The 22,911-nt window shown below is 48.9% G+C and carries 19 protein-coding genes; 9 read left to right on the top strand and 10 right to left on the bottom strand.

All coding sequences use genetic code 11. The features are described from left to right. Positions 1 to 301: 301 nt before the first annotated feature. On the top strand, positions 302 to 943 hold the full coding sequence (locus ACPEPR_RS00405; RefSeq protein WP_005180108.1) for a hypothetical protein: 642 nt from the start codon (positions 302 to 304) through the stop codon (positions 941 to 943). A gap of 25 nt (positions 944 to 968) precedes the next feature. Here ACPEPR_RS00405 and ACPEPR_RS00400 read toward each other — a convergent pair whose 3' ends face one another. Beyond that, positions 969 to 2,156, bottom strand: a complete 1,188-nt coding sequence (locus tag ACPEPR_RS00400; protein ID WP_075167480.1) for an MFS transporter — start codon at positions 2,154 to 2,156, stop codon at positions 969 to 971. Between the two features lie 147 nt (positions 2,157 to 2,303). Beyond that, positions 2,304 to 3,230: a DMT family transporter gene (locus tag ACPEPR_RS00395; protein ID WP_005180104.1), complete on the bottom strand. Its 927-nt coding sequence runs from the start codon at positions 3,228 to 3,230 to the stop codon at positions 2,304 to 2,306. A gap of 845 nt (positions 3,231 to 4,075) precedes the next feature. Between ACPEPR_RS00395 and ACPEPR_RS00390 the strand changes: the two genes are divergently transcribed. The 3 genes from ACPEPR_RS00390 to ACPEPR_RS00380 are packed head-to-tail and all read left to right on the top strand — an operon-like array spanning position 4,076 to position 6,987. After that, complete coding sequence (locus tag ACPEPR_RS00390; RefSeq protein WP_423561788.1) at positions 4,076 to 5,203, top strand: Re/Si-specific NAD(P)(+) transhydrogenase subunit alpha; 1,128 nt, start codon at positions 4,076 to 4,078, stop codon at positions 5,201 to 5,203. Positions 5,204 to 5,214: 11 nt separating this feature from the next. Beyond that, positions 5,215 to 5,538, top strand: coding sequence for a proton-translocating transhydrogenase family protein (locus ACPEPR_RS00385; RefSeq protein ID WP_005180100.1), 324 nt, complete (start codon positions 5,215 to 5,217; stop codon positions 5,536 to 5,538). 3 nt (positions 5,539 to 5,541) lie between these two features. Beyond that, positions 5,542 to 6,987 (top strand): NAD(P)(+) transhydrogenase (Re/Si-specific) subunit beta, encoded by a 1,446-nt coding sequence (locus ACPEPR_RS00380; RefSeq protein ID WP_005180098.1) that lies wholly within the window; start codon positions 5,542 to 5,544, stop codon positions 6,985 to 6,987. A gap of 242 nt (positions 6,988 to 7,229) precedes the next feature. On the opposite strand, the gene rsfS is transcribed toward ACPEPR_RS00380, so the two are convergent. The 5 genes from rsfS to ACPEPR_RS00355 form a co-directional block, all read right to left on the bottom strand. After that, entirely contained in the window at positions 7,230 to 7,631 is a 402-nt protein-coding gene (rsfS, locus tag ACPEPR_RS00375; RefSeq protein ID WP_005180097.1) for a ribosome silencing factor, read from the bottom strand. A gap of 82 nt (positions 7,632 to 7,713) precedes the next feature. Next, positions 7,714 to 8,502 (bottom strand): hydroxypyruvate isomerase family protein, encoded by a 789-nt coding sequence (locus ACPEPR_RS00370; protein WP_075167476.1) that lies wholly within the window; start codon positions 8,500 to 8,502, stop codon positions 7,714 to 7,716. Positions 8,503 to 8,538: 36 nt separating this feature from the next. Beyond that, positions 8,539 to 9,411 carry an NAD(P)-dependent oxidoreductase gene (locus tag ACPEPR_RS00365; RefSeq protein WP_005180090.1) on the bottom strand — a complete coding sequence of 291 codons (873 nt, stop codon included), beginning with the start codon at positions 9,409 to 9,411 and terminating at the stop codon, positions 8,539 to 8,541. Positions 9,412 to 9,441: 30 nt separating this feature from the next. Next, positions 9,442 to 10,230, bottom strand: coding sequence for a crotonase/enoyl-CoA hydratase family protein (locus ACPEPR_RS00360; protein ID WP_016658615.1), 789 nt, complete (start codon positions 10,228 to 10,230; stop codon positions 9,442 to 9,444). A 108-nt stretch (positions 10,231 to 10,338) separates the two neighbouring features. Continuing rightward, the gene (locus ACPEPR_RS00355) at positions 10,339 to 13,149 is read right to left on the bottom strand and encodes a GacS-like sensor histidine kinase (RefSeq protein ID WP_168414262.1); all 2,811 of its coding nucleotides are present in this window, start codon (positions 13,147 to 13,149) and stop codon (positions 10,339 to 10,341) included. Positions 13,150 to 13,303: 154 nt separating this feature from the next. On the opposite strand from ACPEPR_RS00355, the gene cysM reads away from it, so the two are divergent. The 5 genes from cysM to ACPEPR_RS00330 all read left to right on the top strand — a co-directional run bounded on the left by cysM (position 13,304) and on the right by ACPEPR_RS00330 (position 19,537). Beyond that, positions 13,304 to 14,233, top strand: a complete 930-nt coding sequence (gene cysM, locus ACPEPR_RS00350) for a cysteine synthase CysM (RefSeq protein WP_160242821.1) — start codon at positions 13,304 to 13,306, stop codon at positions 14,231 to 14,233. Positions 14,234 to 14,259: 26 nt separating this feature from the next. Further along, positions 14,260 to 15,081, top strand: a complete 822-nt coding sequence (locus tag ACPEPR_RS00345; protein ID WP_005180079.1) for a 3'-5' exonuclease — start codon at positions 14,260 to 14,262, stop codon at positions 15,079 to 15,081. 6 nt (positions 15,082 to 15,087) lie between these two features. Then, complete coding sequence (rlmD, locus tag ACPEPR_RS00340; protein ID WP_160240988.1) at positions 15,088 to 16,479, top strand: 23S rRNA (uracil(1939)-C(5))-methyltransferase RlmD; 1,392 nt, start codon at positions 15,088 to 15,090, stop codon at positions 16,477 to 16,479. 31 nt (positions 16,480 to 16,510) lie between these two features. Beyond that, positions 16,511 to 18,817, top strand: coding sequence for a RelA/SpoT family protein (locus ACPEPR_RS00335; RefSeq protein ID WP_045796610.1), 2,307 nt, complete (start codon positions 16,511 to 16,513; stop codon positions 18,815 to 18,817). Between the two features lie 75 nt (positions 18,818 to 18,892). Next, the gene (locus tag ACPEPR_RS00330; RefSeq protein WP_034597905.1) at positions 18,893 to 19,537 is read left to right on the top strand and encodes a 4'-phosphopantetheinyl transferase family protein; all 645 of its coding nucleotides are present in this window, start codon (positions 18,893 to 18,895) and stop codon (positions 19,535 to 19,537) included. 48 nt (positions 19,538 to 19,585) lie between these two features. On the opposite strand, the gene secF is transcribed toward ACPEPR_RS00330, so the two are convergent. Genes secF through yajC form a run of 3 tightly spaced genes read right to left on the bottom strand, consistent with a single transcriptional unit; the run spans position 19,586 to position 22,850 of the window. Next, positions 19,586 to 20,557 (bottom strand): protein translocase subunit SecF, encoded by a 972-nt coding sequence (gene secF, locus ACPEPR_RS00325; RefSeq protein WP_171525063.1) that lies wholly within the window; start codon positions 20,555 to 20,557, stop codon positions 19,586 to 19,588. An 8-nt stretch (positions 20,558 to 20,565) separates the two neighbouring features. Beyond that, entirely contained in the window at positions 20,566 to 22,467 is a 1,902-nt protein-coding gene (secD, locus tag ACPEPR_RS00320) for a protein translocase subunit SecD (RefSeq protein ID WP_016658621.1), read from the bottom strand. 53 nt (positions 22,468 to 22,520) lie between these two features. Further along, a complete protein-coding gene (gene yajC / locus ACPEPR_RS00315) occupies positions 22,521 to 22,850 on the bottom strand; it encodes a preprotein translocase subunit YajC (RefSeq protein ID WP_423561787.1) in 330 nt (109 codons plus the stop codon). Positions 22,851 to 22,911: the final 61 nt, after the last annotated feature.

Here is a 22,911-nt window from a genome sequence, read left to right as displayed (position 1 = left end):
TTTAATTGGCTGTCCTACATAGGATTTTTAAGAATGTAATCTTTTGTGTAATTACATTTTTCGTGATTTTATATATAACTTTACATTTCTTTATTTTAAGTAGCTGCTAGATAAAATGTGTTTTAAATATATTTTAAGCTTTCAGATTTTTTATTTATTTTATTTAAATAAAAGGAAAATACTCGGATTTATTTGTGCTGGAAAATAGACGGGTAATAAATAAATTGAAGGATCAAAAGGTTGAGACAAAATAAAAAAACCATTACATTGATGCAGTAAGACAAGAAAAAGGATAACAAAGATGCTGGTGGTTGAGGAAATTTACCGCAGTAAAAAGAATGAAAATTCGGTGCATTTTAATCTGAAAATACAGCGCAGCCTGAGCTGGTTTAAAAAAGCCCTGAGTCTGGATCAGGAGCTGGATTTCAAGTTTATGAGTTTATGGATTGCCTTTCAGGCCATTTACCGTGAAGATGCGGCCAGTCCATCCGCTGCGCAGTTACAGCAGTTTTTTCAGCTTCTGCACCAGCAGGATGAAACCCGAAAAATTGATTATGTGTTATGGGAAAAATACCAGCAGCAGATTCAGGCCCTGTTGGCGCACCCGTATACCCATCCGGAATTTTGGGCCTATCAGCATTTACAGCTCACGCGCGATGAATGGCAGCAGCGCGCTGCCCAAGAGCAGATTGATCTGCAACAGACCTTGCAAAATAAACAGTCGGTGGCCTTGCTAATGGCGGTGTTTAAACGTTTTGACAGTCTGCGTCACCAGTTTGCCAGCGGCGGTGCCAACTATAACAGCCTGTTAAACCGTGACATTCTGGCTGGGGCAACCAGTATTTTTGCTGCCTTAATTCCATCCTTTATTCAGATTCTGCTGGAATATCCGGCCAGTATTGATTCGGCCCAGCCACATTATCCGATGGTGCAGGTGTCTTAAACCTGCCTGCACGATTTATACAGTTTTAAGCCAGTTGCTGGCGGCGCAGATGTTGCTGATCTAACCAGGCAAAACAGGCCGAGCAGAGCACCAGGGTTAAACCAACCAGACAGCTCATGCTCCAGCCGCCATGATGCCAGGCGTAAATGCCCAGTGCAGAACCGCAGGCGCCGCCAATAAAATAGCTGGTCATATAGACTGCGTTCAGGCGCGATTTGGCATCGGGGCGTAAATGGAAAATCACGTTCTGGTTACTGGTATGCACACTGGCCAGTCCCAGGTTAATTAGGCCAAAACCAATAATATAGCTCCATAAATACTGCGCGCCGAAATACAGGAAACTCCAGCTGACCGCCAATAAAGAGAGTCCGGCCCAGGTGATCAGTTTGCCATGACCCCGGTCGGCAATTTTGCCAATTTTTTTGGTAGAGAGTGCGCCAAATACCCCAATTAAGGTGACTAAACCGACTGCGACATCGGGCAGGCCAAAAGAGGAGCCAAGTAACACCGCAATGGTGGAAAACAGCACGCTCATGGCGGCAAAGGCACTGGCACCAATCAGGGCGCGATAGACCAGCCGTTTTTCCTGGCGGATCAGTTGCAGCATCGAATGCAGGATTTTGCCATAGGCCATGCGCACCGTCGGAATATGTGGCAAGCGTTTTTTCAGAATAATCGCCAGTCCCATCATCAACACGCCACTGATGATATAAATCAGCTGCCAGCCATATAAATTGGATAACAGTCCGGCCAGACTGGTCGACAGTAAAATCCCGACCAGTAAACCACTCATCAGTAGTCCGACCACTTCGCCCATTTTATCCGGCTTGACCGACATGGTGGCAAACGGAATCAGAATCTGCGCGGCCACGGAAAATAGTCCGGTCATGATGGTGCCAATCCAGAGCATTGGCAGATTCACTGAAAAAGCACATAGAAACAGGCCAAACGCGGCCAGAAACATCAGCAGTGGAATGAATTTGGTTTTATTGACGGTATCGCCAACCGGCACAATAAATAACAGCCCCAGCGCATAGGACACCTGGGCAAACGTCACCGTGAGCGCGACTTGGGATTCCGGCACCTGAAAATAAGTATGAATCGAGTTAATCAGCGGCTGGCAATAATAGTTGGCCCCTGCACATAGACCACAAGCCAGCGCCATAAGCCAGAGCAGGGTTTTATCCTGACTAATATCGGGAGAGGTATTCATACAAGGTCCAGTTCAGGTTAATTCATTCAATCGCATCTTCGGCAATACTGAGCATGACGGCCAAAGACCACCATTTGCAACATCCTTTTTGCATGTGCAAGACACATGCACAGCAGTCCGGAACAGGCTGAGCTGACTGATCATGGATCAGGCCATCAGCTTTTTCTTGGACAGGCTAATCATCATCACCCCAATGATATTGAGGGCGCAACCCAGCCATTGCCAGGCATTTAAATATTCATCTAAAAACAGGGTGGCCAGCACAATGGTCAGAATCGGGCCGATAGAGGCGATCATGGCCGAATGAGCGGCTCCCAGGCGTTCGATACTTTGCATTAATAAAATGGTTGGCAACACCGTGACCAGAATACCCAGTCCAATGCCATAGGCATAGACGCTGCCCGGTAATTGACTCAGCCGTTGTAGTGGCTCCGGTACGGCCAGCAGATAATGCAGTAAGGTGCCGAAACAGGCCACACTTAGCGCCAGGCCGGTAAAATTCCAGCTGCCAAATTTCTGGATCAGCCGCGGCGTCACCAGTAAATAGGCGGCAAAAGCCACCGCACTGGCAAATACCAGACTGGCACCAAGCCAGAAGGAATGGCCATCTGGCATGTTTTGCTGTTCTTGTAACATCACCAGTACCGTTCCACCATAACTGAGCAGCAAGGCCAGTATCGTTTTCAGGCTTAAGCGCTGCTTGTAGATCAGGCTGCTGGCTAGAACGGTTAAGGTGGGATACAGAAACAGGATAATCCGTTCCAGTGAGGCGCTAATAAACATGAGCCCCAGAAAGTCGAGCCAGCTGGCAAAATAATAGCCGAGCAGCCCGGCAGCCACGAGCAGTATCCATTCGCGCAGCTGAATCTGGGTATTGCGATGCCGGTTAAACCAGCAGATCAGCAGGAAAAACGGCAGTGCGCTGGCCATCCGCAGGGTCATTAAGGTGGTGGCATCCACCAGAGGTGAAAGTGCGTAGGCTTGCTTGATAAAAATAGCTTTGGTGCTAAATAAAAAGGCCGCGCATAGTGCAAACAGTGAACCTAACTGCGTTCTGGTCAAGGAAATGGACATATTCAGAGCAATTTAATCAAGAGGGCAGGTGTCACCAGATTTTCATGCGTTGAGTATAAGCTGTCTGCTCGAAGAAATGAATGTGTAAAGATAGGCTTTATTCTCATTTTATGAAAATTTTAAGATGGTTTATTTCAGGCAAAGATCTATTGATGCCTTACGAGCAGTTGTTGCACAAAAATAGTGCAAAATACGCAAATTTAAGCAGTTGCACTGCTTTATTCATCATCAGGCAAAATGATCAATAAAAAAACTTTTAATTTTTTATCGCGCTTTTACCGCCAGATGTATAGGTTAAGGCCAGATCAGCGGGCAGGAAATCATTTAGCCAATCGGTGCATTTGCCGCAGGATTTACTTTTCTGCCCGAACATTGGGCAGTTTTGACCAATTTATCCCGGATTCTTCTGTGATTAAGATGTCATTTCAGCCAATCATGAACTGGATGTTCATTTTTTGCTGCGAAAAAGCCGTTCATTATTGGTATTTATCAGCCTGTTGTAAGTCGGCTCTACACGATAAGATTTGTCAAAACAATCAATTTTAAGGAAAGAAAAAACAGAACAGGACGTAATTCGCTGTAAAAAGTCAGGAGCTGTGCTGAAAATTTATACATATTATTTCCAGATCAGGGCCATGAAGAATATAAAGCCAAACTGATCAATTATATCTGCCACCCATCTTTTTATGAATCATCAGTTCAAAATATGGGTATTTATTAAATAAATATTGGGTGGTAATTTAAAAAAGTTCAATTAGAATCCAAAAATTCAACAAGAACATAACCTGAGGGGAAGCATCGTTTTGGCGATGTTTACTTAAGAAAAATTAGCTTGAGGAACGCTCATGCAGATCGGAATCCCAACCGAAACTGTCGTCGGTGAAAATCGTGTCGCTGCAACGCCAGAGACAGTAAAAAAGTTGATCAACGCGGGTCATAGCGTGGTTATTGAACGTGGTGCAGGCTTAAAAGCTGCCTATATCGATAGCGCCTATGAGCACGTGGGTGCCAAAATTACGGATGATGCCTATACCGGCAGTCAAATAATTTTGAAAGTTCGCGCACCGAAAGGTGAGGAAATTCAAAAACTTGCTTCCAACTCTACCGTGGTGGCAATGTTTGACCCATACCGCAATACTGAACTTGACCAATTTGCTGCACAGCAGGTGTCTGCATTTGCCCTGGAATTATTGCCACGAACCCTGTCCCGTGCGCAAAACATGGATGTGCTGTCCTCACAAGCCAACTTGGCCGGTTATAAATCGGTATTGCTGGCTGCAGCTGAATACCAGCGTATGTTCCCGATGCTGATGACCGCAGCAGGGACAGTCAAACCTGCCCGTGTCGTGATCATGGGTGTTGGTGTTGCCGGCTTGCAAGCGATTGCGACCGCAAAACGTCTGGGTGCGGTGGTAGAAGCCACTGACCTGCGTCCAACTGCCAAAGATCAGGTTGAATCTCTGGGCGGGAAATGGCTAGACGTGCCGATGTCTGAAGAAGAACAGCAAAAAGCCGCTGATGCTGCCAAAAATGGCTATGGCTGGATGCCGGGCGAACAGTACATCAAAGATCAGGCCATTATTGTCGATAAAGCCGTTTCCAATGCTGACATCGTGATTACCACAGCGCTGTTACCAGGTCGTGATGCACCGCGTTTAATCAAGGCGGAAACTGTGGCCAAGATGAAACCGGGTTCAGTCATTCTGGATATGGCGGTAGAAACGGGTGGTAACGTTGAAGGTTCTCAATGCGGTGAAACTGTGGTGACCGACAACGGCGTGAAAATTCTCGGTGTACCGAATATTCCATCAACGGTCTCTACTGAAGCATCGGCGCTGTATGCACGTAATGTGCTGAATTTTGTGGAAACCCTTTTTGATAGTGAAAAGAATTTTGCCATCAGTCAGGACGATGAAATTCAAAAAGCCCTACTGGTTACGCACGGCGGCCAAGTGCTGTTGAAACGAGGTTAAGGAGAACAGTCATGGTTGAAACAATTACAATTTTTGTCCTGGCCATTTTCGTAGGTTACTACGTGGTTTGGGGGGTTACACCTGCATTGCATACGCCACTGATGGCGGTAACCAATGCGTTGTCTTCGATCATTATCGTGGGGGCGATGATTCAAACGGTTGGCTTGCCTGTGTTAGGTGTGGATGCCAATGTGCAGTTTCAGAGCATTAATGTGGTGAGCGTACTTGGTGCGATTGCAGTATTCCTGGCCAGTATTAATATTTTCGGTGGCTTCGCAGTGACTGCGCGTATGCTGGAAATGTTTAAACCAAAACAAAAGAAAAAAGAGGGCTAATTGATGGAATTTATTCGAGACTATGCGGATTGGTTCTACCTGATTGGGGCTGTCCTCTTTATTTTAACTTTACGAGGCCTGTCTGGGCCAAAAACGGCGATTGCTGGTAACCGTTACGGCATGATCGCCATGGCGATTGCCGTATTGACTACCTTCTTTGTGGCGGATCATCCGGTTATCTGGATGATTGTGGGGGCGATGATTCTGGGTGCCATTGTCGGGATTGCCCGTGCGCGTACCGTACCGATGACGCAAATGCCAGAAACCGTAGCACTGATGCACTCACTGGTCGGTCTGGCAGCGGTGTTAATTGCAATTGCAGCGATTATTCATAACAACAAGCTGGTTGAACTGGGTCCAGAGCTGTTGGCAGCCAATGGCGTCAGCTTCCATGAAATGAGCAAAGTGCATTTGTTTGAATTGTTCGTGGGCTGTTTTGTTGGTGCGATTACCTTTACTGCATCGGTATTTGCTTACGGTAAACTGGCAGCGAAAAAATGGGCCAAGACCATTTCGGGTGGCTGGGTTAAACCGGTTCAGGCACTGATTTTCATTGCCATGCTGGGCTTTGGGATTCACTTCTTCTTAAGCGGTAGCATGACCTCGTTCTGGGCCATGACCGCACTGGCTTTAGCCTTTGGCTGGGTCTGGATTGCCCCAGTCGGTGGTGGCGACATGCCGGTGGTGGTATCACTGCTCAACTCCTTCTCGGGCTGGGCGGCAGCAGGGATTGGTTTTACCTTGGAAAACAACATGCTGATTGTGGCGGGTTCACTGGTTGGTTCATCAGGTGCAATTCTATCGTACATCATGTGTAAAGCCATGAACCGTTCAATCATCAACGTTTTGTTTGGTGGTGCGATGGGTGGGGCGGCAGCGCCTACCGCAGGTGCGGGTGAGCAGGTACAGCGTAACTACCGTTCAGGTTCTGCAGATGATGCTGGCTTCTTAATGTCCAATGCGGACAGCGTGGTGATTGTGCCGGGTTATGGTATGGCACAAGGCCGTGCGCAAAATGCGGTGAAAGAACTGGCCAACTTGCTGAAAGAGCAGGGTGTAACGGTGCGTTTTGCGATTCACCCGGTGGCGGGTCGTATGCCAGGTCACATGAACGTCTTGCTTGCTGAAGCCGACGTGCCGTATGAAGACATTCTGGAAATGGACGAGATTAACTCGGACTTCCCGGCAACGGATGTGGTATTGGTGATAGGTGCCAACGACGTAGTCAACCCGGCAGCCAAAGACGATCCAAACTCGCCAATTTACGGTATGCCAATTCTGGAAGCGCATAAAGCGCGTACCATTATGGTGATCAAGCGCTCAATGGCGACTGGTTATGCAGGTCTGGACAATGACCTGTTCTATAACGACAAGACTATGATGGTCTTCGGTGATGCCAAGAAAGTGGTTGAAGACATGACCAAAGCGATTAACGGTACGGGTCACTAAGACGTCCGATACCCGCGTTCAAAATCCCCCTCGATTGAGGGGGATTTTTTAATATCTGTGACTAAATAGAGTCTTTTTCGTTACATACGATGAAAGCGTTGAGATGGGGGGAGAGGCACGACCAAGTGGTTTAAGTTCAGCTATTGGGAAGTGGAAAGATCAGTGGGTGTATTTTTCTGCTGTGATCAGTCCTGATTTTAGCTCAATAAAAAAGCGACCTTCAGGTCGCTTTTTGGGAAATCTTAGTTTACAGATTCAGGTGCTGTACGCCATAAGCTTTCTAGGTCGTAGAACTTACGGGCAGTTGGAAGCATGACATGTACCACCACGATACCCAGATCAATCAAGATCCATTCAGCATCGCGTTCACCTTCCATACCAATCGGGCGGAAGCCTGCTTTACGTGCTTCTTCAGCAACGTTATCAGCAAGAGATTTAACATGACGGGTTGAGGTGCCGCTAGCAATCACAATAGCATCTGCAACATTGCTGATGCTGCTAACATCAAGCTCAACAATTTCTTTGGCTTTTACATCTTCAAGGGCATCGCGCACAACTTGCAGGCAAGCGTGTACGTCATTGTTTGGGGAAGTCATTGCGAGATCGTGAGAATTAGAAGCGCCGGGCGATGGTTCTAAATTCATAAAGGGTATAATTTCCTGACAATTATTCATTGTCTAATATAGCGGCTTTGAGCCTAAATTTCAAATCTATGACAGTGCCGAATTATTGATATTCGGCAAAGTATTTGTTTTTCCACGCAAAGGAATTTGCTGAATCTTTGCTCGGTCGATATTCCGCCGCCACATAGCCTGCATAGTCACTGTGTTTGAGCCAGTCAAACACTTCCGCAAAGGCAATATCGCCGGTATCCGGTTCATGACGACCCGGGCAGTCGGCAAACTGGATATGGCCAATCTGTTGGATATTCTCGATCAGTCCTTCCAATACGTTTTCACCCATCATGGCCATGTGATAGCAGTCATACTGCATTTTTAGCGCCGGATGTTGCACCGCTTCAAGCATCTCTTGGGCCTGGGCAATGTTCTGTACTAAAAAGCGCGGCATGTCGGTGCCATTAATCATTTCCATCACCGGCTGGATCTGCTGGCTGCTAAGCATATGGCTGGCCATTTTCAGGTTCTCGGCCAGTGTTCTGAGGCAAGGCAGCAGATCGGCATCCTGGGGCTGTTTACCAGCCAGAATATTGACACTTGGCACTTTGAGTGCAACCGCGTATTCAATGGCCTGTTCAACGGCATGACGAAACTCGATTTCCTTGCCCGGCACACCGGCCAGCCCGTTGCCGCCTTGCATTAAATCTCCGGCCGGAACATTAATCAGGCACAGCGTCAGTTCATGCAAGGTTAGCTGGCTTTGAATCTGCGCAATGCTCAGTTCATATGGAAACTGGATTTCAACATGCTGGAAGCCGTGTTGTCTGGCCAGTGCAAAGCGCTCAAGTAGCGGCACTTCAGTAAAAATCATAGAAAGATTTACGGCAAGTTTCGTCATAAACAATGTCCTGCATTCCCTGTGCAAAGGGTGAAATTAAGTGGTCTGTTCCACCTGTTGAATGACCGTGGATAAATCTGCTTCCGCAAAGCCTTTGGCCTGATGCGCTTGCAGTTGTTGCAAAGCCTGCTGTGCCACCGGAATATTCAGCTGATAATGCGCAGCCAGGGTCAGGGCATTGTTCAGGTCTTTGGACAGGGTCTGGACTTTCCACTGCACCGGTTCAAAGCTATGACTGGCCATGCGCGGGGTTAGAATCTGAAACGGTTTGGAGTCAGCAAATCCACCGGCCAGTGCGGGTGCCAGTAAAGTGGTGTCTACCCCAGCTTGAGCTGCAAGCGCGACAGCTTCGGCAATCAGGGTACTGTTGGCCGCGACAATCAGCTGATTACAGATTTTGGTGGCCTGTCCGGTGCCACTGGCGCCCATACGGGTCACGCGCTGTGAGAGCACATTATAAATCAGGGTCAGTTTTTCAATGGTGGCGGCATCACCGCCGGCAAAGATAACCAGGGTGCCTTGTTCTGCGCCCGCTGTGCCGCCCGACACTGGTGAATCAATCCACTTCACCTGCTGACGGGCTGCCTGTTCAGCCAGTGTCAGGGTTTTATCCACAGACAGGCTGGAGAAATCCACAATCACTTGCTTGGCCTGTAAATGCGGCTGAATCTGCTCAAAAACGGCTTGGACTGCATTGTCATCGGCCAGGCAGCTTAAAATTACCGGATATTGACCAATCTTTTCTAGGGCCAGTGCTTCAGCACCCATGTCCAGCAGTTCCTCACAGGCAGCAGCAGTGCGGTTCCAGACCGCGACCCGAAAACCGGCATGAATCAGACGTGCTGCCATGCGTGTGCCCATTAAGCCCATACCCAGAAAGGCGATGGGCGTATTGCGATCAAAACTCATGCTTCTCTTCCCGATCTTGATGCTCTGTGCTTAGTTAAATTGACGCGGTAAAAAACTGGTGTCAGGTTGCTTGTCTTTTTTACGCGCCAGTTGACTGTTTTTGCCAAGCAGTAATTTCAGCTGCCAGATTTTTTCCAGACGTAAGGATTTTTGTGGATTATGTTCCATGGCATCTAGCACCTGTTTGGCCGCAGCCAGCGCATCCGGAGAACGCTGCGCCAGTTCCTGCGCCAGAATCTGGGCATGATCCAGTGGGGTGTCACTTAAGTGGGTGACTAAGCCAATTTCTTTGGCATATTGCGCTTCAAAAATACGGGCGGTGAGGGTCAGTTCTTTGGCTAGGTCCAGGCCAATCAGGCCTTTTAAAGAGCGGCTCAGACCCATATCCGGTACCAGCCCCCAGCGGCTTTCCATAATTGACATCTGGGTTTTAGGATGGGCAATACGAATATCTGCTGCCAGTGCCAGTTGCATCCCGGCTCCAAAACAGTAACCTTCAATCGCAGCAATCACAGGGACGGGCAATTCCTGCCAGATCAGAAAGGCTTTTTGAAACAGGCTCTGGCCGGGTTTGAGTAATTCCCAGGCGGCAAAGGCACGATTTTGCGGATTGTTTAAATCGGCCAGATCAATACCGGCACTAAACACTTCGGCTTCACCAGTCAGAATGACGCAGCGCAAGCTACGGTCTTTTTTTAGCTGCCTGGCAGTTTTGACCAGCTGTTTTAATAATGCAAAGCTCATGGCATTGCGTTTTTCCGGGCGATTCAGTCGCACAATGGCAATGCCGTTATTTTTTTCTACCTGTACTATGGTCATGGTCTAAACTCTTATTTTTCCTCTGTTGAGCATAGCATGCAGATACGCATGATACATGACAGGGCAGTCACATCCATCTTTCAAGACCCTGACTTTAGTCGAGTCAGACTACTGCGTGTGCTTGTTTAGAATCTGCTCGGCGGCATGTTCAACCTGAGCAATCACGGCTTGTAATTCATCAAAGCGTCTTAGCACTTCCTGAATAAAGGCATCATCGGCTTTACGGCGTTCTTTACGTAAGGTCGAAACAAACTGCTCAAAAGAACCGGTGGCTTCCTGCAGGCTTGGGGTGCCGACATAACGGGTGGCGCCATACAGGCGATGCAGCACATGCTCCAGTTGCGGGAAATCTTCCAGTTCAATCAGCTGCTGCATTTCATGCAGTTCGGTGGCAAAGCTGTCGAGCAGCATACGCAGCAGATCCAGTGCCAGATCTTCCTTGTTGGCGGCCAGCATCAGGCTTTGCTGCCAGTCAAGAACCAGCGGATCAAGCGCTTCAATCACCACGGCTTTTTCCACTGCCGGCACCTTGTTAAAGTTTTCAGTGGTCCAGTGGGTCAGAATCTGGATGATCTGTTCAATCTGGATTGGCTTGGTGACGTAATCATCCATGCCGACTTTCAGCAGGTTCTGTTTTTCATCGGCCAGCGCATGCGCGGTCAGGGCGATAATTGGCAGGCGTTTATGCTTGTCGAGGGTGGACTCCAGCGAGCGGATGGCGCGGGTGGTATCAATCCCGGACATCACCGGCATCTGAATATCCATAAACACCAGATCAAACGGTTTGGCATCCTGTTCAATCCGCTCTTGCAGGATATTCAGGGCTTCCTGACCGCTCAGCGCTTTGGTGGTGGTGACATTCAGTTCACCTAACAAGGCTTCTAAAACAATCAGGTTTGGCAAGTGGTCATCTACCGCCAGCACATGCAGCCCCTGTCCATCAAAGACTTCGGTGCCTGTATCTTCAAACGGATTTTCATTGTTTAGTAACTGAATCAGCGCGCCACGGCTTAAAGGCTGATACAGCGGGCGGGTGCGATATTCATTCAGCATGCTTGGATCAAGCGCCATCTGGTAGCCGTAAATGGCCAGATTGCCCTGATAGCGGCTGCGAATTTCTTTCAGTAAGGCTTCGGTGTCACCGCTATGATCGACAATTAACCAGGTGTCTTCTTCCGGTGTAGACAGGTGATTGAGTCGGCTGAATAAGTCCAGAATCGAAGTGGTTTCGGTATGCTGGACCTGATAATTTTCCAGATAGTGACGCAGCACATTGGCGGTTGCCGGATGCGCCAGATAGGACACCACATGCTTGTTGGCAAAGCGTGGGTGCACAATAATTTCATCCTCATCAATGCTGAATACGGCAGTAAACCAGAAGGTCGAGCCTTTTTCAGTCGGTGCGCGTTCCTGGTTGTCTTCAAAGCCAATCTGGCCCTGCATTAAATGTACCAGCTGCTTGGAAATGGCCAGCCCCAGACCGGTACCGCCAAACTGACGGGTCACAGAAGCATCGCCTTGCGAGAAGGATTCAAACAGTTTTTTCCGGTCGGTGCCGCTTAAACCAATACCGCTGTCCTGCACGCTAAAGTGAATCATGCTCTGACCGATATCTTCATGTTCAATGCGCGCACGTACAATAATTTCACCATCCGGGGTGAATTTAATGGCATTGGAAATCAGGTTGGTCAGCACCTGCTTAAAGCGCAGGGCATCGCCAATCACATGCTTTGGCACGTTGTCAGCATAATAAAAGGCCATCGCAATCTGCTTCTGCGCGGCCAGCGGCGACAGCATGTCCATTACATCATAAATGGCTTCTTCCAGATCAAAAGGTGCGGTTTCCAGTTCCAGTTTGCCGGCATCAATTTTCGAGAAATCCAGTACATCGTTAATCAGCGCCAGCAGATGCGCCGAGGATTTGCGAATGGTTTGCAGATACAGGTTCTGCTCATTGCTGAGATTACCCTGGCGCAGTAATAAATGGATAAAGCCATCAATACTGTTCAGCGGAGTACGTAATTCATGGCTGATATTGGCCAGGAAGACCGATTTGGACTGGTTGGCTGAAATCGCCTGGTCACGTGCCTGACGGTAAGTAATGTTCTGGACTTCCAAGGTATCTAGGGTGCGGCGCAAGTCATCTTCGGTCTGTTCGGTATGTTCTTTTAGTTCTAGAAAGCTGAAATGCAGACGCTTGACCACATTGGCAATATCACGCTGCAATAAACGCAGCTCGCCGGTACTGTTAATTACCATGTGCTGATCTAGCGTGTCGGCATTCAGGCGTTGCAGTTGCATACGGATTTCGTACATTGGCGCAATCCAGCGGCGCGAATAGAAATTTAGACACAGCAACAGCAGCATCAGGGTCAACAGGCCGGTGGCAATCAGCACGGTCATGACCCGATAACGGGCAATTTCCAAAGGCTGATTGTCCAGCTCGATTAGCAGCCAGGCATACTGGCTCTGGCTTTCATCAATACGTAAACCATAGACATGGCTGTCTTTATGCTGAATGGGGCCAAAGAAGGCGGCATCGCGCGGAAAACTGGGCCAGCCAGCCTGATCCTGATAGCCCATACTCAGGCGGCTACGGCCTTGGGAATCAATAATGGCAGTCCGAAGTAAATGCTTTTCATTGAGCAGGTCCTGCATATAGCTGCGTGCCTGTTCATATTGCCAAGGAAAGGTGTTGAGCTGCTGTAAGGCCACTTCAGATGGCATTTCATAGCGGGTTAAAATCGCAATCGCCATCTGCTTTTGCTGGGCGCGCGCTGCATTCGAGGTTTCGGTCAGAACCAGCCCTGCACCGACCGCCGCCAGCACCATAATGGGCACAAATATCAGGGCAATCAGTTGCCCATAAGCATGATTTAAATGTAGGCGCTTAAATAACTTTTTATTGATATTTGACATGGTTAAAGCAGTTTATTCGTTCTGCCGAGCAGTTTAGCACGCTTTATTTTAAAACTGACTGTGCTTTAAGCACTTTCACGAAAAAGCTGGTGAAAAGAGTGCAGGCGGGTGGTTTTTTTCATACAATATGCGCACCTAGAGAAAGGTGCAAATAATGAGTAATACCCCCCCTGATTTCCAAGCCGATGAATTTCTATTAGATCATTATGTGGGCAAAACGCCATTGGTACGCTTGCAGCGTCTTGCAAGTCATACCCAAGCCACGGTGTTGGCCAAATTGGAAGGCAACAATCCGGCAGGTTCAGTCAAAGACCGCCCAGCGTATAACATGATTATGCAGGCGGAAAAGCGCGGTCAGATCAAGCCGGGTGATACCTTGATTGAAGCCACCAGCGGAAATACGGGGATTGCACTGGCCATGGTGGCTGCCATGCGTGGTTATCAGATGAAACTGATCATGCCGAACAACATGAGTCAGGAACGTAAAGATGCCATGCGTGCCTATGGTGCCGAACTGATTGAAGTGACCAAAGAACAGGGCATGGAAGGAGCGCGTGATCTGGCCCTGCAAATGCAGGCCGAAGGTAAAGGTCTGGTACTGAACCAGTTTGGCAACCCGGACAATGTCGAAGCGCATTACTTGACCACCGGGCCGGAAATCTGGCAGCAAACTGGCGGTAAAATTACCCACTTTGTCAGCTCGATGGGGACCACTGGCACCATTATGGGGGTATCCAAATACCTGAAAGAAATGAATCCGGATATTCAGATTGTCGGTTTACAGCCTTCAGATGGTTCCAGCATTGCCGGTATTCGCCGCTGGCCGGAAGAATACTTACCGACCATTTTTGACCGCAGTCGTGTCGACCGGATTATTGATATTCCGCAAATTGAAGCCGAGCGGACCATGCGTAAACTGGCACAAAAAGAAGGTATCAGTGCCGGAACGTCATCGGGTGGTGCGGTCTGGGCTTCACTGAAACTGGCAGAAGAAAACCCGGATGCGGTGATTGTCTGCATTATCTGCGACCGGGGTGACCGTTATTTATCGACCGGTTTATTTTCCGTTCAAGATCCTGAATAAACCACTGTCAAGCTGTAGAGAAAATTATGCGTCTACCTGTGTTGGTATTTGATATTGAAACATGGACCGACCTGAAGTCGGGGGCGCATCTGTATGGTCTGGATTTGCCGGAGGCAGATCTGGAGCAGGCACTGATGAAGCTGCGCCGTCAGGAATCAGGTATGGATTTTCAGCGTTTGCCGCTGCATGAAATTGTCTGTATTTCCGGCCTGTGGATTGATGAAACCGGCTTAATGACCCTGTTTTCTTTTAGCCGGGAACAGTATACCGAAGCCGAAATCCTGAAAAAATTTCTGTCGATTTTTGACAAGCGTCATCCGACTCTGGTGAGCTGGAACGGTTCGCAGTTTGATTTGCCGGTGATTTTATATCGTGCCATGTATCATGGCCTGTCTGCGCCAAGTCTGTTTGATCAGGGCGAAATTGACACGCAAAAGCGCTATAATAACTACCAGAACCGCTATCATCAGCGGCATATTGACTTGATGGATGTGATGGCCATGTTTAATGGCCGGAATTTCCAGAAACTGGATGATATGGCGCATCTGCTGGGTTTTCCGGGTAAACGCGGTGAAGCCGGTTATCATGTGCCGGAATATATCCGCGCCGGTGAATGGCTCAAACTCACCAGCTATTGTGAAGGTGATGTGCTGAATACCTGGCTGATCTATCTGCGCTGGCTCTTGCTGAAAGGGCAGTTGCAGCTGGATGATCATCGCCTGTGGGTTCAGACCACCATCCAGTATTTATCCAGCCTGCCACAGCATGGCGAGTTCCTCGCAGCCTGGCGCCAGAATGCACAAGCCACATACTTTACTGCTGCAGACTTCCCATCTTCCACACTTTAGGTGCTCATGAAACATCGTCCATCCGCTCGTCCAGCTCAACCCCTGATCCATACCTTTCAGGTTGAGTCGCTGTCCCATGAAGGGCGCGGGATTGCACACTATGGTTCACAGCCTGAACATCCGCAGGATAAACACGGCAAGAAGGTGTTTATTCAGGGTGCCTTGCCGGGTGAAACAGTCAAAGCACGGATTCATCATGTCACCAAACGGTTAGAAGAAGCCGACTGTATCGAACTGTTATCTGCACCTGCCGAGATGCGGGTCGAGCCGCCGTGTCCGTATTTTGGTGTCTGTGGCGGCTGCAATATGCAGCATATCCAGCTGGATGAGCAGATTCGTTTAAAACAGGATGTACTCAAGTCGCACCTGCAGCATTTTGCCGGCATTCAACCGGATGAATGGCTGACACCGTTACGTTCAACCCGGGAGGATTATCGCCGCCGTGCCCGGATCGGGGTGCGTTATTTCCCGAATAAAGACAAACTGGTGGTCGGTTTCCGGGAACGCCAGAGCAACCGGCTGACCTCAATTGACCGCTGTCTGATTCTGGACCGTGAACTCGGTTCAATCACCCGCCTGAAACAACTACTCCAAAGTCTAAAAGGCAAAGCCGACATTGGTCATGTAGAATTGGCAATGGGTGACACGGAAATTGCCCTGTTGGTCCGGCATACGGAAAAATTATCTGAGTCAGATGTCAACCAACTGCTCAAATTTGCGTTACAGAAACAATGGCAACTGTATCTGCAGCCTGCGGGACCAGACAGTGTGCAACGTGTAGATCAACCTGATCAGGCTATGCGTCTGCATTATGCACTGCCGGAATTTGAGCTGAAATTTGCTTTCCATCCGCTGGATTTTACCCAGGTAAATTCCACCGTGAATCCGCAAATGGTCAAGCTGGCATGTGATTTGCTTCAGTTGCAGGCAGGTGAGCGTGTGCTGGATCTGTTTTGTGGATTAGGCAATTTCTCTTTACCTTTGGCGCGCTGTGTCGGCGAAAACGGTACGGTGGTTGGCGTGGAAGGTTCAGATGAAATGGTGCATCGTGGTGCGGAAAATGCCCAGCTGAACGGGTTAACTCAGGTGAAATTCTTTTCACAAGATTTAACAAAAGATTTTTCGCATCATTCTTGGGCAAATCAAGGATTTGATGCATTATTGATTGACCCTCCGCGCTCCGGTGCCGAGGAAGTCATGCATTATGTGCCCAAATTTGGTGCGGCAAGAATCGTTTATGTGTCATGTAATCCGGCTACACTTGCAAGGGATGCGGGGATGCTGGTGCAACAGGGCTATCGTTTAAGCAAAGCCGGGGTGATGGATATGTTTAGCCATACCGGTCATGTAGAATCGATTGCCTTATTTGAGCAAGAAAAATCAATAAACGATTTATAGAAAATGAAGTATATAGAGGTAGGAGTAGGGTATGGTCACAGTACGTGAACAACTTCCTGGACGATTAAACGAATTGTCTGAGGAAACGACTGTAGAACATGCCGAGCAAGCACGACAGGATCTGGCAGAATGGCTGGACCGGGTTCGTGACATCTTAGATGGGGCAGCATTAGCAAAACTCGAAGAAGTTGCCACCTATACGTTACAAAAAGAGCTGGAAACGACAGTCAAGCACCGGTCCAATACCTTGTATACCGGAATTGAAATGGCCGATATTCTGGCGCATTTGCATGTCGATGAAGATACCTTGTCGGCTGCCATGCTGTACCGCAGTGTGCGTGAAGGGGTGATGACCCTGGAAGAAGTGCGTGAGCATTTCGGTGACAGCGTACATACCCTGGTCAAAGGTACCCTGTCGATGGGTAAGCTGTCCGAGCTGATTGAAAAGAATAAACGGCTGGAAGATCACTTCAATAACAACCAGCGCGAGCATCTGACCGGCATTTATAAAATGCTGATTTCAGTCACTGAAGATGTGCGTGTGGTGCTGATCAAGCTGGCTGAACGTACTTATGCCTTACGTGAACTGACCACAGCGTCCAAAGAGCGTCAGGAACGGGTCGCGCGTGAAATTCTGACCATTTACTCGCCGCTGGCGCACCGTCTGGGCATTGCCCAGTTAAAATGGGAGCTGGAAGATCTGGCTTTCCGTTATCTGGCGCCGGACCGTTATAAAGAAATTGCGTCTTTACTGAATGAAAAACGGCTGGAACGTGAGCAATATATCCAGTTTGTAATTGATAAGCTCAAGAGTGAACTGGCGGCGCATGGCATTGAGTCGGAAATTACCGGCCGGGTTAAACACATTTATTCGATTTATCGAAAAATGAAGAGTAAAGACCTGAGCTTCGACCAGCTCTATGACATTCGTGCGGTGCGGGTACTGGTCAAAACCATTCCGGAATGTTATCACTCGCTCGGTATCGTACATCAGCTGTGGCGGCATATTCCGCATCAGTTTGATGACTACATTACCAATCCGAAAGCCAATGGTTATCGCTCGCTACATACTGCAGTGATTGCTGAAAACAAGTCGCTGGAAGTGCAAATCCGTACCATGGAAATGCATGAAGAAGCGGAACTTGGCGTGTGTTCGCACTTTAACTATAAAGAAGGCAGCAAAACCACCGATCATTCCTTCAACCATCGTTTGCATTCTTTGCGTGCGGTGCTGGAGCATTATCAGGAGCGTAATGATGCCAGTGCGCATAAGTCCGATGATGAAACTGAAAACTTCGAGCAGCTGCAAGAGTTTGAAGATTTTGAAAAGATTTATGTGTTTAGCCGCGATGGGGATATTAAAGAATTACCGCGTGGCTCGACCGTGCTGGACTTTGCCTACCATGTGCATACCGAGGTTGGTAACAAGTGTTATGCCGCGCGGGTCAATCAGCGTTATGTGCCGCTGACCTATACCTTAAAAACCGGTGAACAGGTCGAAATTCTGACCAAGAAAGACCGTGAACCAAACCGTGACTGGCTGGTGAACTCACTTGGTTATATCAAGACTGCGCGGGCGCGTGACAAGTTACGCCACTGGTTCAGACAGCAGGACCGCAGCAAGAATCTGGAAATTGGCCGTGATATTCTGAATAAGGAATTGTCGCGTCTGGCGATTCACCCGAAAAGTATCGACTTGAATGATTACTGCAATCACTTTAATGTCAAACTCGGTGAAGACATCCTAATTGGCCTGGTCAATGGTGAAATCAGCCTGCATGCGTTGATTAACCAGGTTAACCGGCATATGCATCTGGATCAGGATGAACCGGAACTGGTATTAAAACCGACCTTGAATCCGCGTGCCAGCCATACTTTGTCGGCGCATGGTATTCTGATTGATGGTCTGGATAACGTCGAGCTGCATATTGCCCAGTGCTGTCAGCCGGTACATGGTGAATCCATTGCTGGTTATATTACCCTGAATCGCGGCGTCAGCATTCATAAGGTGGCTTGTCCGGATTATGTACGCATGATCAGCCAGGAGCCGGAACGTGCGGTCGAAGCCGACTGGGAAATGCAGCCAACCCGTGGTCAAAGCGTGCAGATTGTAGTGGAAGCCTATGATCGCCGTGGTCTGCTGAAAGATCTGACTCAGGTGATTTTCTCCGATCAGATTAATATTCGTCAGGTGAATACCATTTCCGAAAATGATGGTATTGCCAATATGAAGCTGTTAATTGAAGTCAAAGGTCTGGCGCAACTGTCACGTCTGCTGGCACGTTTGGAGCAGCAGCCGGGGATTATCAGCGCACGTCGTTTGGTGCAGGGCAATTAAACTTTCTTTCTTATCTTTGAAAAAACCAGTGATCTTGATCGCTGGTTTTTGTTTAGGCAGGGAATGCGTCCACACATGAGCGCACAGATCATTCTAGAATTGGCCCGTCTGGCACAGATTGCACCGCAGCAGCCGGCGCTGGAGCGTAAAGCGTACATCCAGCAGCAGAAGCAGGCCATTTATGCTTTTCGTAACCAGCGCCTATCGGCCTATTTAAACGCGCCAATCTGCTCGGAAGATTTTGACCGTACTGCGTATGGCAAGCCGTTTTTGCCTGCGTATCCGCAGTTGGCCCTGAATCATAGTCACAGCCGTCAGCACTATGCACTGGCCTATAGCGAGCAGCTGCAAGATGTTGGGGTTGATGTTGAAGATCTGGATCGCAAGGTGCGCTTTGAGAGTCTGGCCAGGCACATGTTTCATCCGGCTGAATGGGAATTGTGGCAGGCTTATGGCCAGGAGACAGATTACTGGTTTAAGGTCTGGACTACCAAGGAGGCTGTTCTGAAAGCGTCAGGGCTGGGTATTCGCATGAGTCTGAACCAGCTGAATAGCGGGGTTCATCCGCATCAGCAGGGTGGATTTTGTCATCATGAGGGCTTGGGTACGTTTGCCTATCAGCATCTGAAGATTGGTGGCTGTATGCTGACCGTAGCCTGGCGTTCTGAACGTTCCTGTAAGGGATTTCAGTTTCCCAAGCTGCAACTGATCCGCCATTAAAAAAGCCCATCCGGAGATGGGCTTTTGCTGGTATGGGAGGGATAAGAATTAAGGAATTTCTTCCTCTTCAAATTCCGGCTTCACCTGCACAATAAAGTCTTGACGGTTCAGACCACGCCACAGTGCAAAGGCGGTACCAATATAAATCGAAGAATAAGTCCCGACAAAGACACCGACAAACATGGCAATCGAGAACCATTTCAGGCCATCACCGCCCATCAGCATCATCGCCACCACCACCAGTAACAGTGTCATCGAAGTGTGGATGGTACGACGTAAGGTTTCGGTTAAGGCAATGTTGACCACTTCCAGCGGCGAAGCGCCCCGAATTTTACGGAAGTTTTCACGAATACGGTCCGAGACCACAATGTTATCGTTGAGCGAGAAGCCGATAATTGCCAGCAGGGCTGCCAATACGGTCAGGTCAAACGGCCATTGCATCATCGCAAAAATACCCACCGTCAAGATAATATCGTGGAACAGGGACAGTACCGCACCCATCGCCAGTTTGAACTCGAAGCGGATGGTGACATAAATCAGCATCAGGATCAGCGCCAGTGCCACGGCACCTGCAGAACGCACATACAGCTCGTTACCGACCTGACCGCCGACCACATCAACCTTGGTCACATCGGCGCTGTTGCCCGGCAATTGTGCCGCTGCAGTAATGGTCTGGGTCAGGTCTTCGACTTCAATCTCGTCCTGCACCGGCATACGCACCATCAGGTCACGTTCAGAACCCAGGGTCTGTACCACTGGATCACGGAAACCGGCCTGCGTCAGGGCAGAAGAGACATCGCTGGCTTTCACCGGATTGCTGTAGTTCAGCTCTGCGGCAATACCGCCGGTAAAGTCCAGACCCAGATTTAAGCCTTTGGTGGCAATAAAGAAGATGCTGGCCACGGTTAAAATGATCGAAAGCAATGCCGCCGGCAACGCAATCTTCATAAACGGAATGACGCGCTCATCATCCGGACGGCCGTATTTTTTCGGATTCAGTTGAGTATTCTCAGTCATCATCGATCTCCTTAAATGCTCAACTTTTTCAGGTTACGGCGTTTGCCATAAATGATCTGTACAATCGCACGGGTTACGGTAATGGCCGTAAACATCGAGCAGACAATACCAATCATTAAGGTCACGGCGAAGCCTTTAATCGGGCCGGTACCAATTGCGAACAGAATGAACGCCACCAGGAAGGTGGTTAAGTTCGAGTCGAAAATGGTGTTATAGGCCCGGTCATAACCGGCTACAATGGCCTGTTTTGGTGAGGCTCCCCATTTGATTTCTTCCCGTATTCGCTCACAGATCAGCACGTTGGCATCGACTGCCATACCAATGGTAATGACGATACCGGCAATACCTGGCAAGGTTAAAGAAGCACCAATCCATGACATCACTGTCAGGATCATCGCCAGGTTAAATACCAGCGCGAAGTTGGCAATCACACCAAACAGACGGAAGAACACCACCATCCAGATCGCAACCAGAATAAAACCGATCTGGGTCGAGGTTACGCCCTTGTCGATATTTTCCTGACCCAGACTAGGACCAATCACACGTTCTTCAACGAAGTACATTGGCGCAGCCAGGGCACCGGCACGTAACATCAGTGCCAGTTCAGCCGCTTCTTGCGGTGAATCCAGACCGGTAATCCGGAACTGTGAACCCAACACTGCCTGAATGGTCGCGGCGTTGATCACTACAGATTCTGTATATGGGGTACGCACTTCAGTCTGGACGCCGGTTTCCGGATCAGTTACATAGCTGATGCGCTGCTTGTTCTCAATGAACAGAACCGCCATACGTTTACCGACCGCATTACGGGTCGCGTCTGCCATCAGCTTACCGCCTGCAGAGTCGAGGGTAATATTTACCTCGGCACCGCCAGTATCCTGACTAAAGCCACTCGATGCATTCTGTACGCGCTCACCGGTTAAAATACGGCTACGGTTCAGCAGCAACTGACGGCCACTGTCGAGTGATTCAAAGGCAAAGGCTTCAGTGCCCGGTGGTAAGGTCTGGCTGCTGAGCTGACCGGTATACGGGTCAATATGCTGATCATTCAGATCAGAGACCAGACGGAATTCCAGGTTCGCAGTACGACCCAGAACACGCTTGGCTTCAGCGGTATCCTGTACACCCGGCAATTCCACCACAATACGGTTGCTGCCTTGGGTTTGGACCAGCGCTTCGGCCACACCTAACTCGTTAATACGGTTACGCAGCGTGGTCAAGTTCTGGTTCACGGCATAGGATTCAATTTCCTGCTTGCGCGTGTCGGTATAGGTCAGGCGCAACATGGCACCATCTGTGGTGGCCAGTGCCTGCTGGTTAAACTCGTTGCCGTTACGGCGCAAGAAGTCCATTACGGCTGAGCGGTCGTCATTGTTGGCGAACTGCACGGTAATGGTGTTGTTATTCAAAGACAGGCTGTTGAATTTCAGCTTGTTGTCGCGCAGTTGGCGACGCAGGTCAGTCGCAGAGGTTTCCATGCGCTGGCTGATGGCCTTGTCCATATCCACTTCCAGCAGGAAGTGAACACCACCACGCAAGTCCAGACCCAGTTTCATTGGCTTGGCGCCAATTTTCTGTAGCCATTCAGGAGTGGTTGGCGCCAGGTTGAGGGCCACGACATAATCATCACCCAAGCCCTGACGTAATGCATCTTTGGCTTTAAGCTGTGCTTCGCTTGAGTCCAGACGCAACAGGGCTGCGTTATTGGTAAAGCTGTTGTCATGGCTGGCAATATTTTCTGATTTTAGAATTTGCTCTGCTTTTTGTACGATGCTTTGGTCAATTTGGGTACCGGCTTTGGCCCCAGAAATCTGAACCGCAGGTTCATCTGGATACAAACTTGGCAGGGCATATAATGTACTCACCACCAGAACCACAAGGATGAGTAGATATTTCCATGCTGGGTAACGCATTTAATTTTCTTCTTAAAATGAAAAAGTCGTGCGGGCGCACGACTAATTTTTGATTAAAGGTTGTTTAATGTGCCTTCAGGCAGAACTGAAATCACACTGGTACGCTGAATTTTTACTTCTACGCCGCGGTTCAGTTCAACCACTGCAAAATCACCTTCAAGTTTGGTGATTTTACCCATCAGGCCACCAGCAAACACCACTTCGCTGCCTACGCCCAGGCTGTCGATCAGGGCACGGTGTTCTTTGGCACGTTTTGATTGCGGGCGCCAAATCAGGAAGTAGAAAATTGCAATAAATACTGCAATCATCAAAAGGTTAGCAACCATGCTTGGTTGTTGTGCAGCTTCACCTGCTGCGTGAGCAGTAGAAATAAAAAGGCTCATTTCATTTTCCTAAACTAAAAACTGGAATCAATAACATTGATAATAAATTGACTTGTTCTGC

Source organism: Acinetobacter sp. AND/436, from assembly GCF_049546925.1.
GTDB classification, from domain to species: Bacteria; Pseudomonadota; Gammaproteobacteria; order Pseudomonadales; family Moraxellaceae; genus Acinetobacter; species Acinetobacter indicus.
The sequence above is the reverse complement of the archived record's forward strand: the minus strand, read 5'-3'. Positions and strand labels throughout refer to the sequence as shown.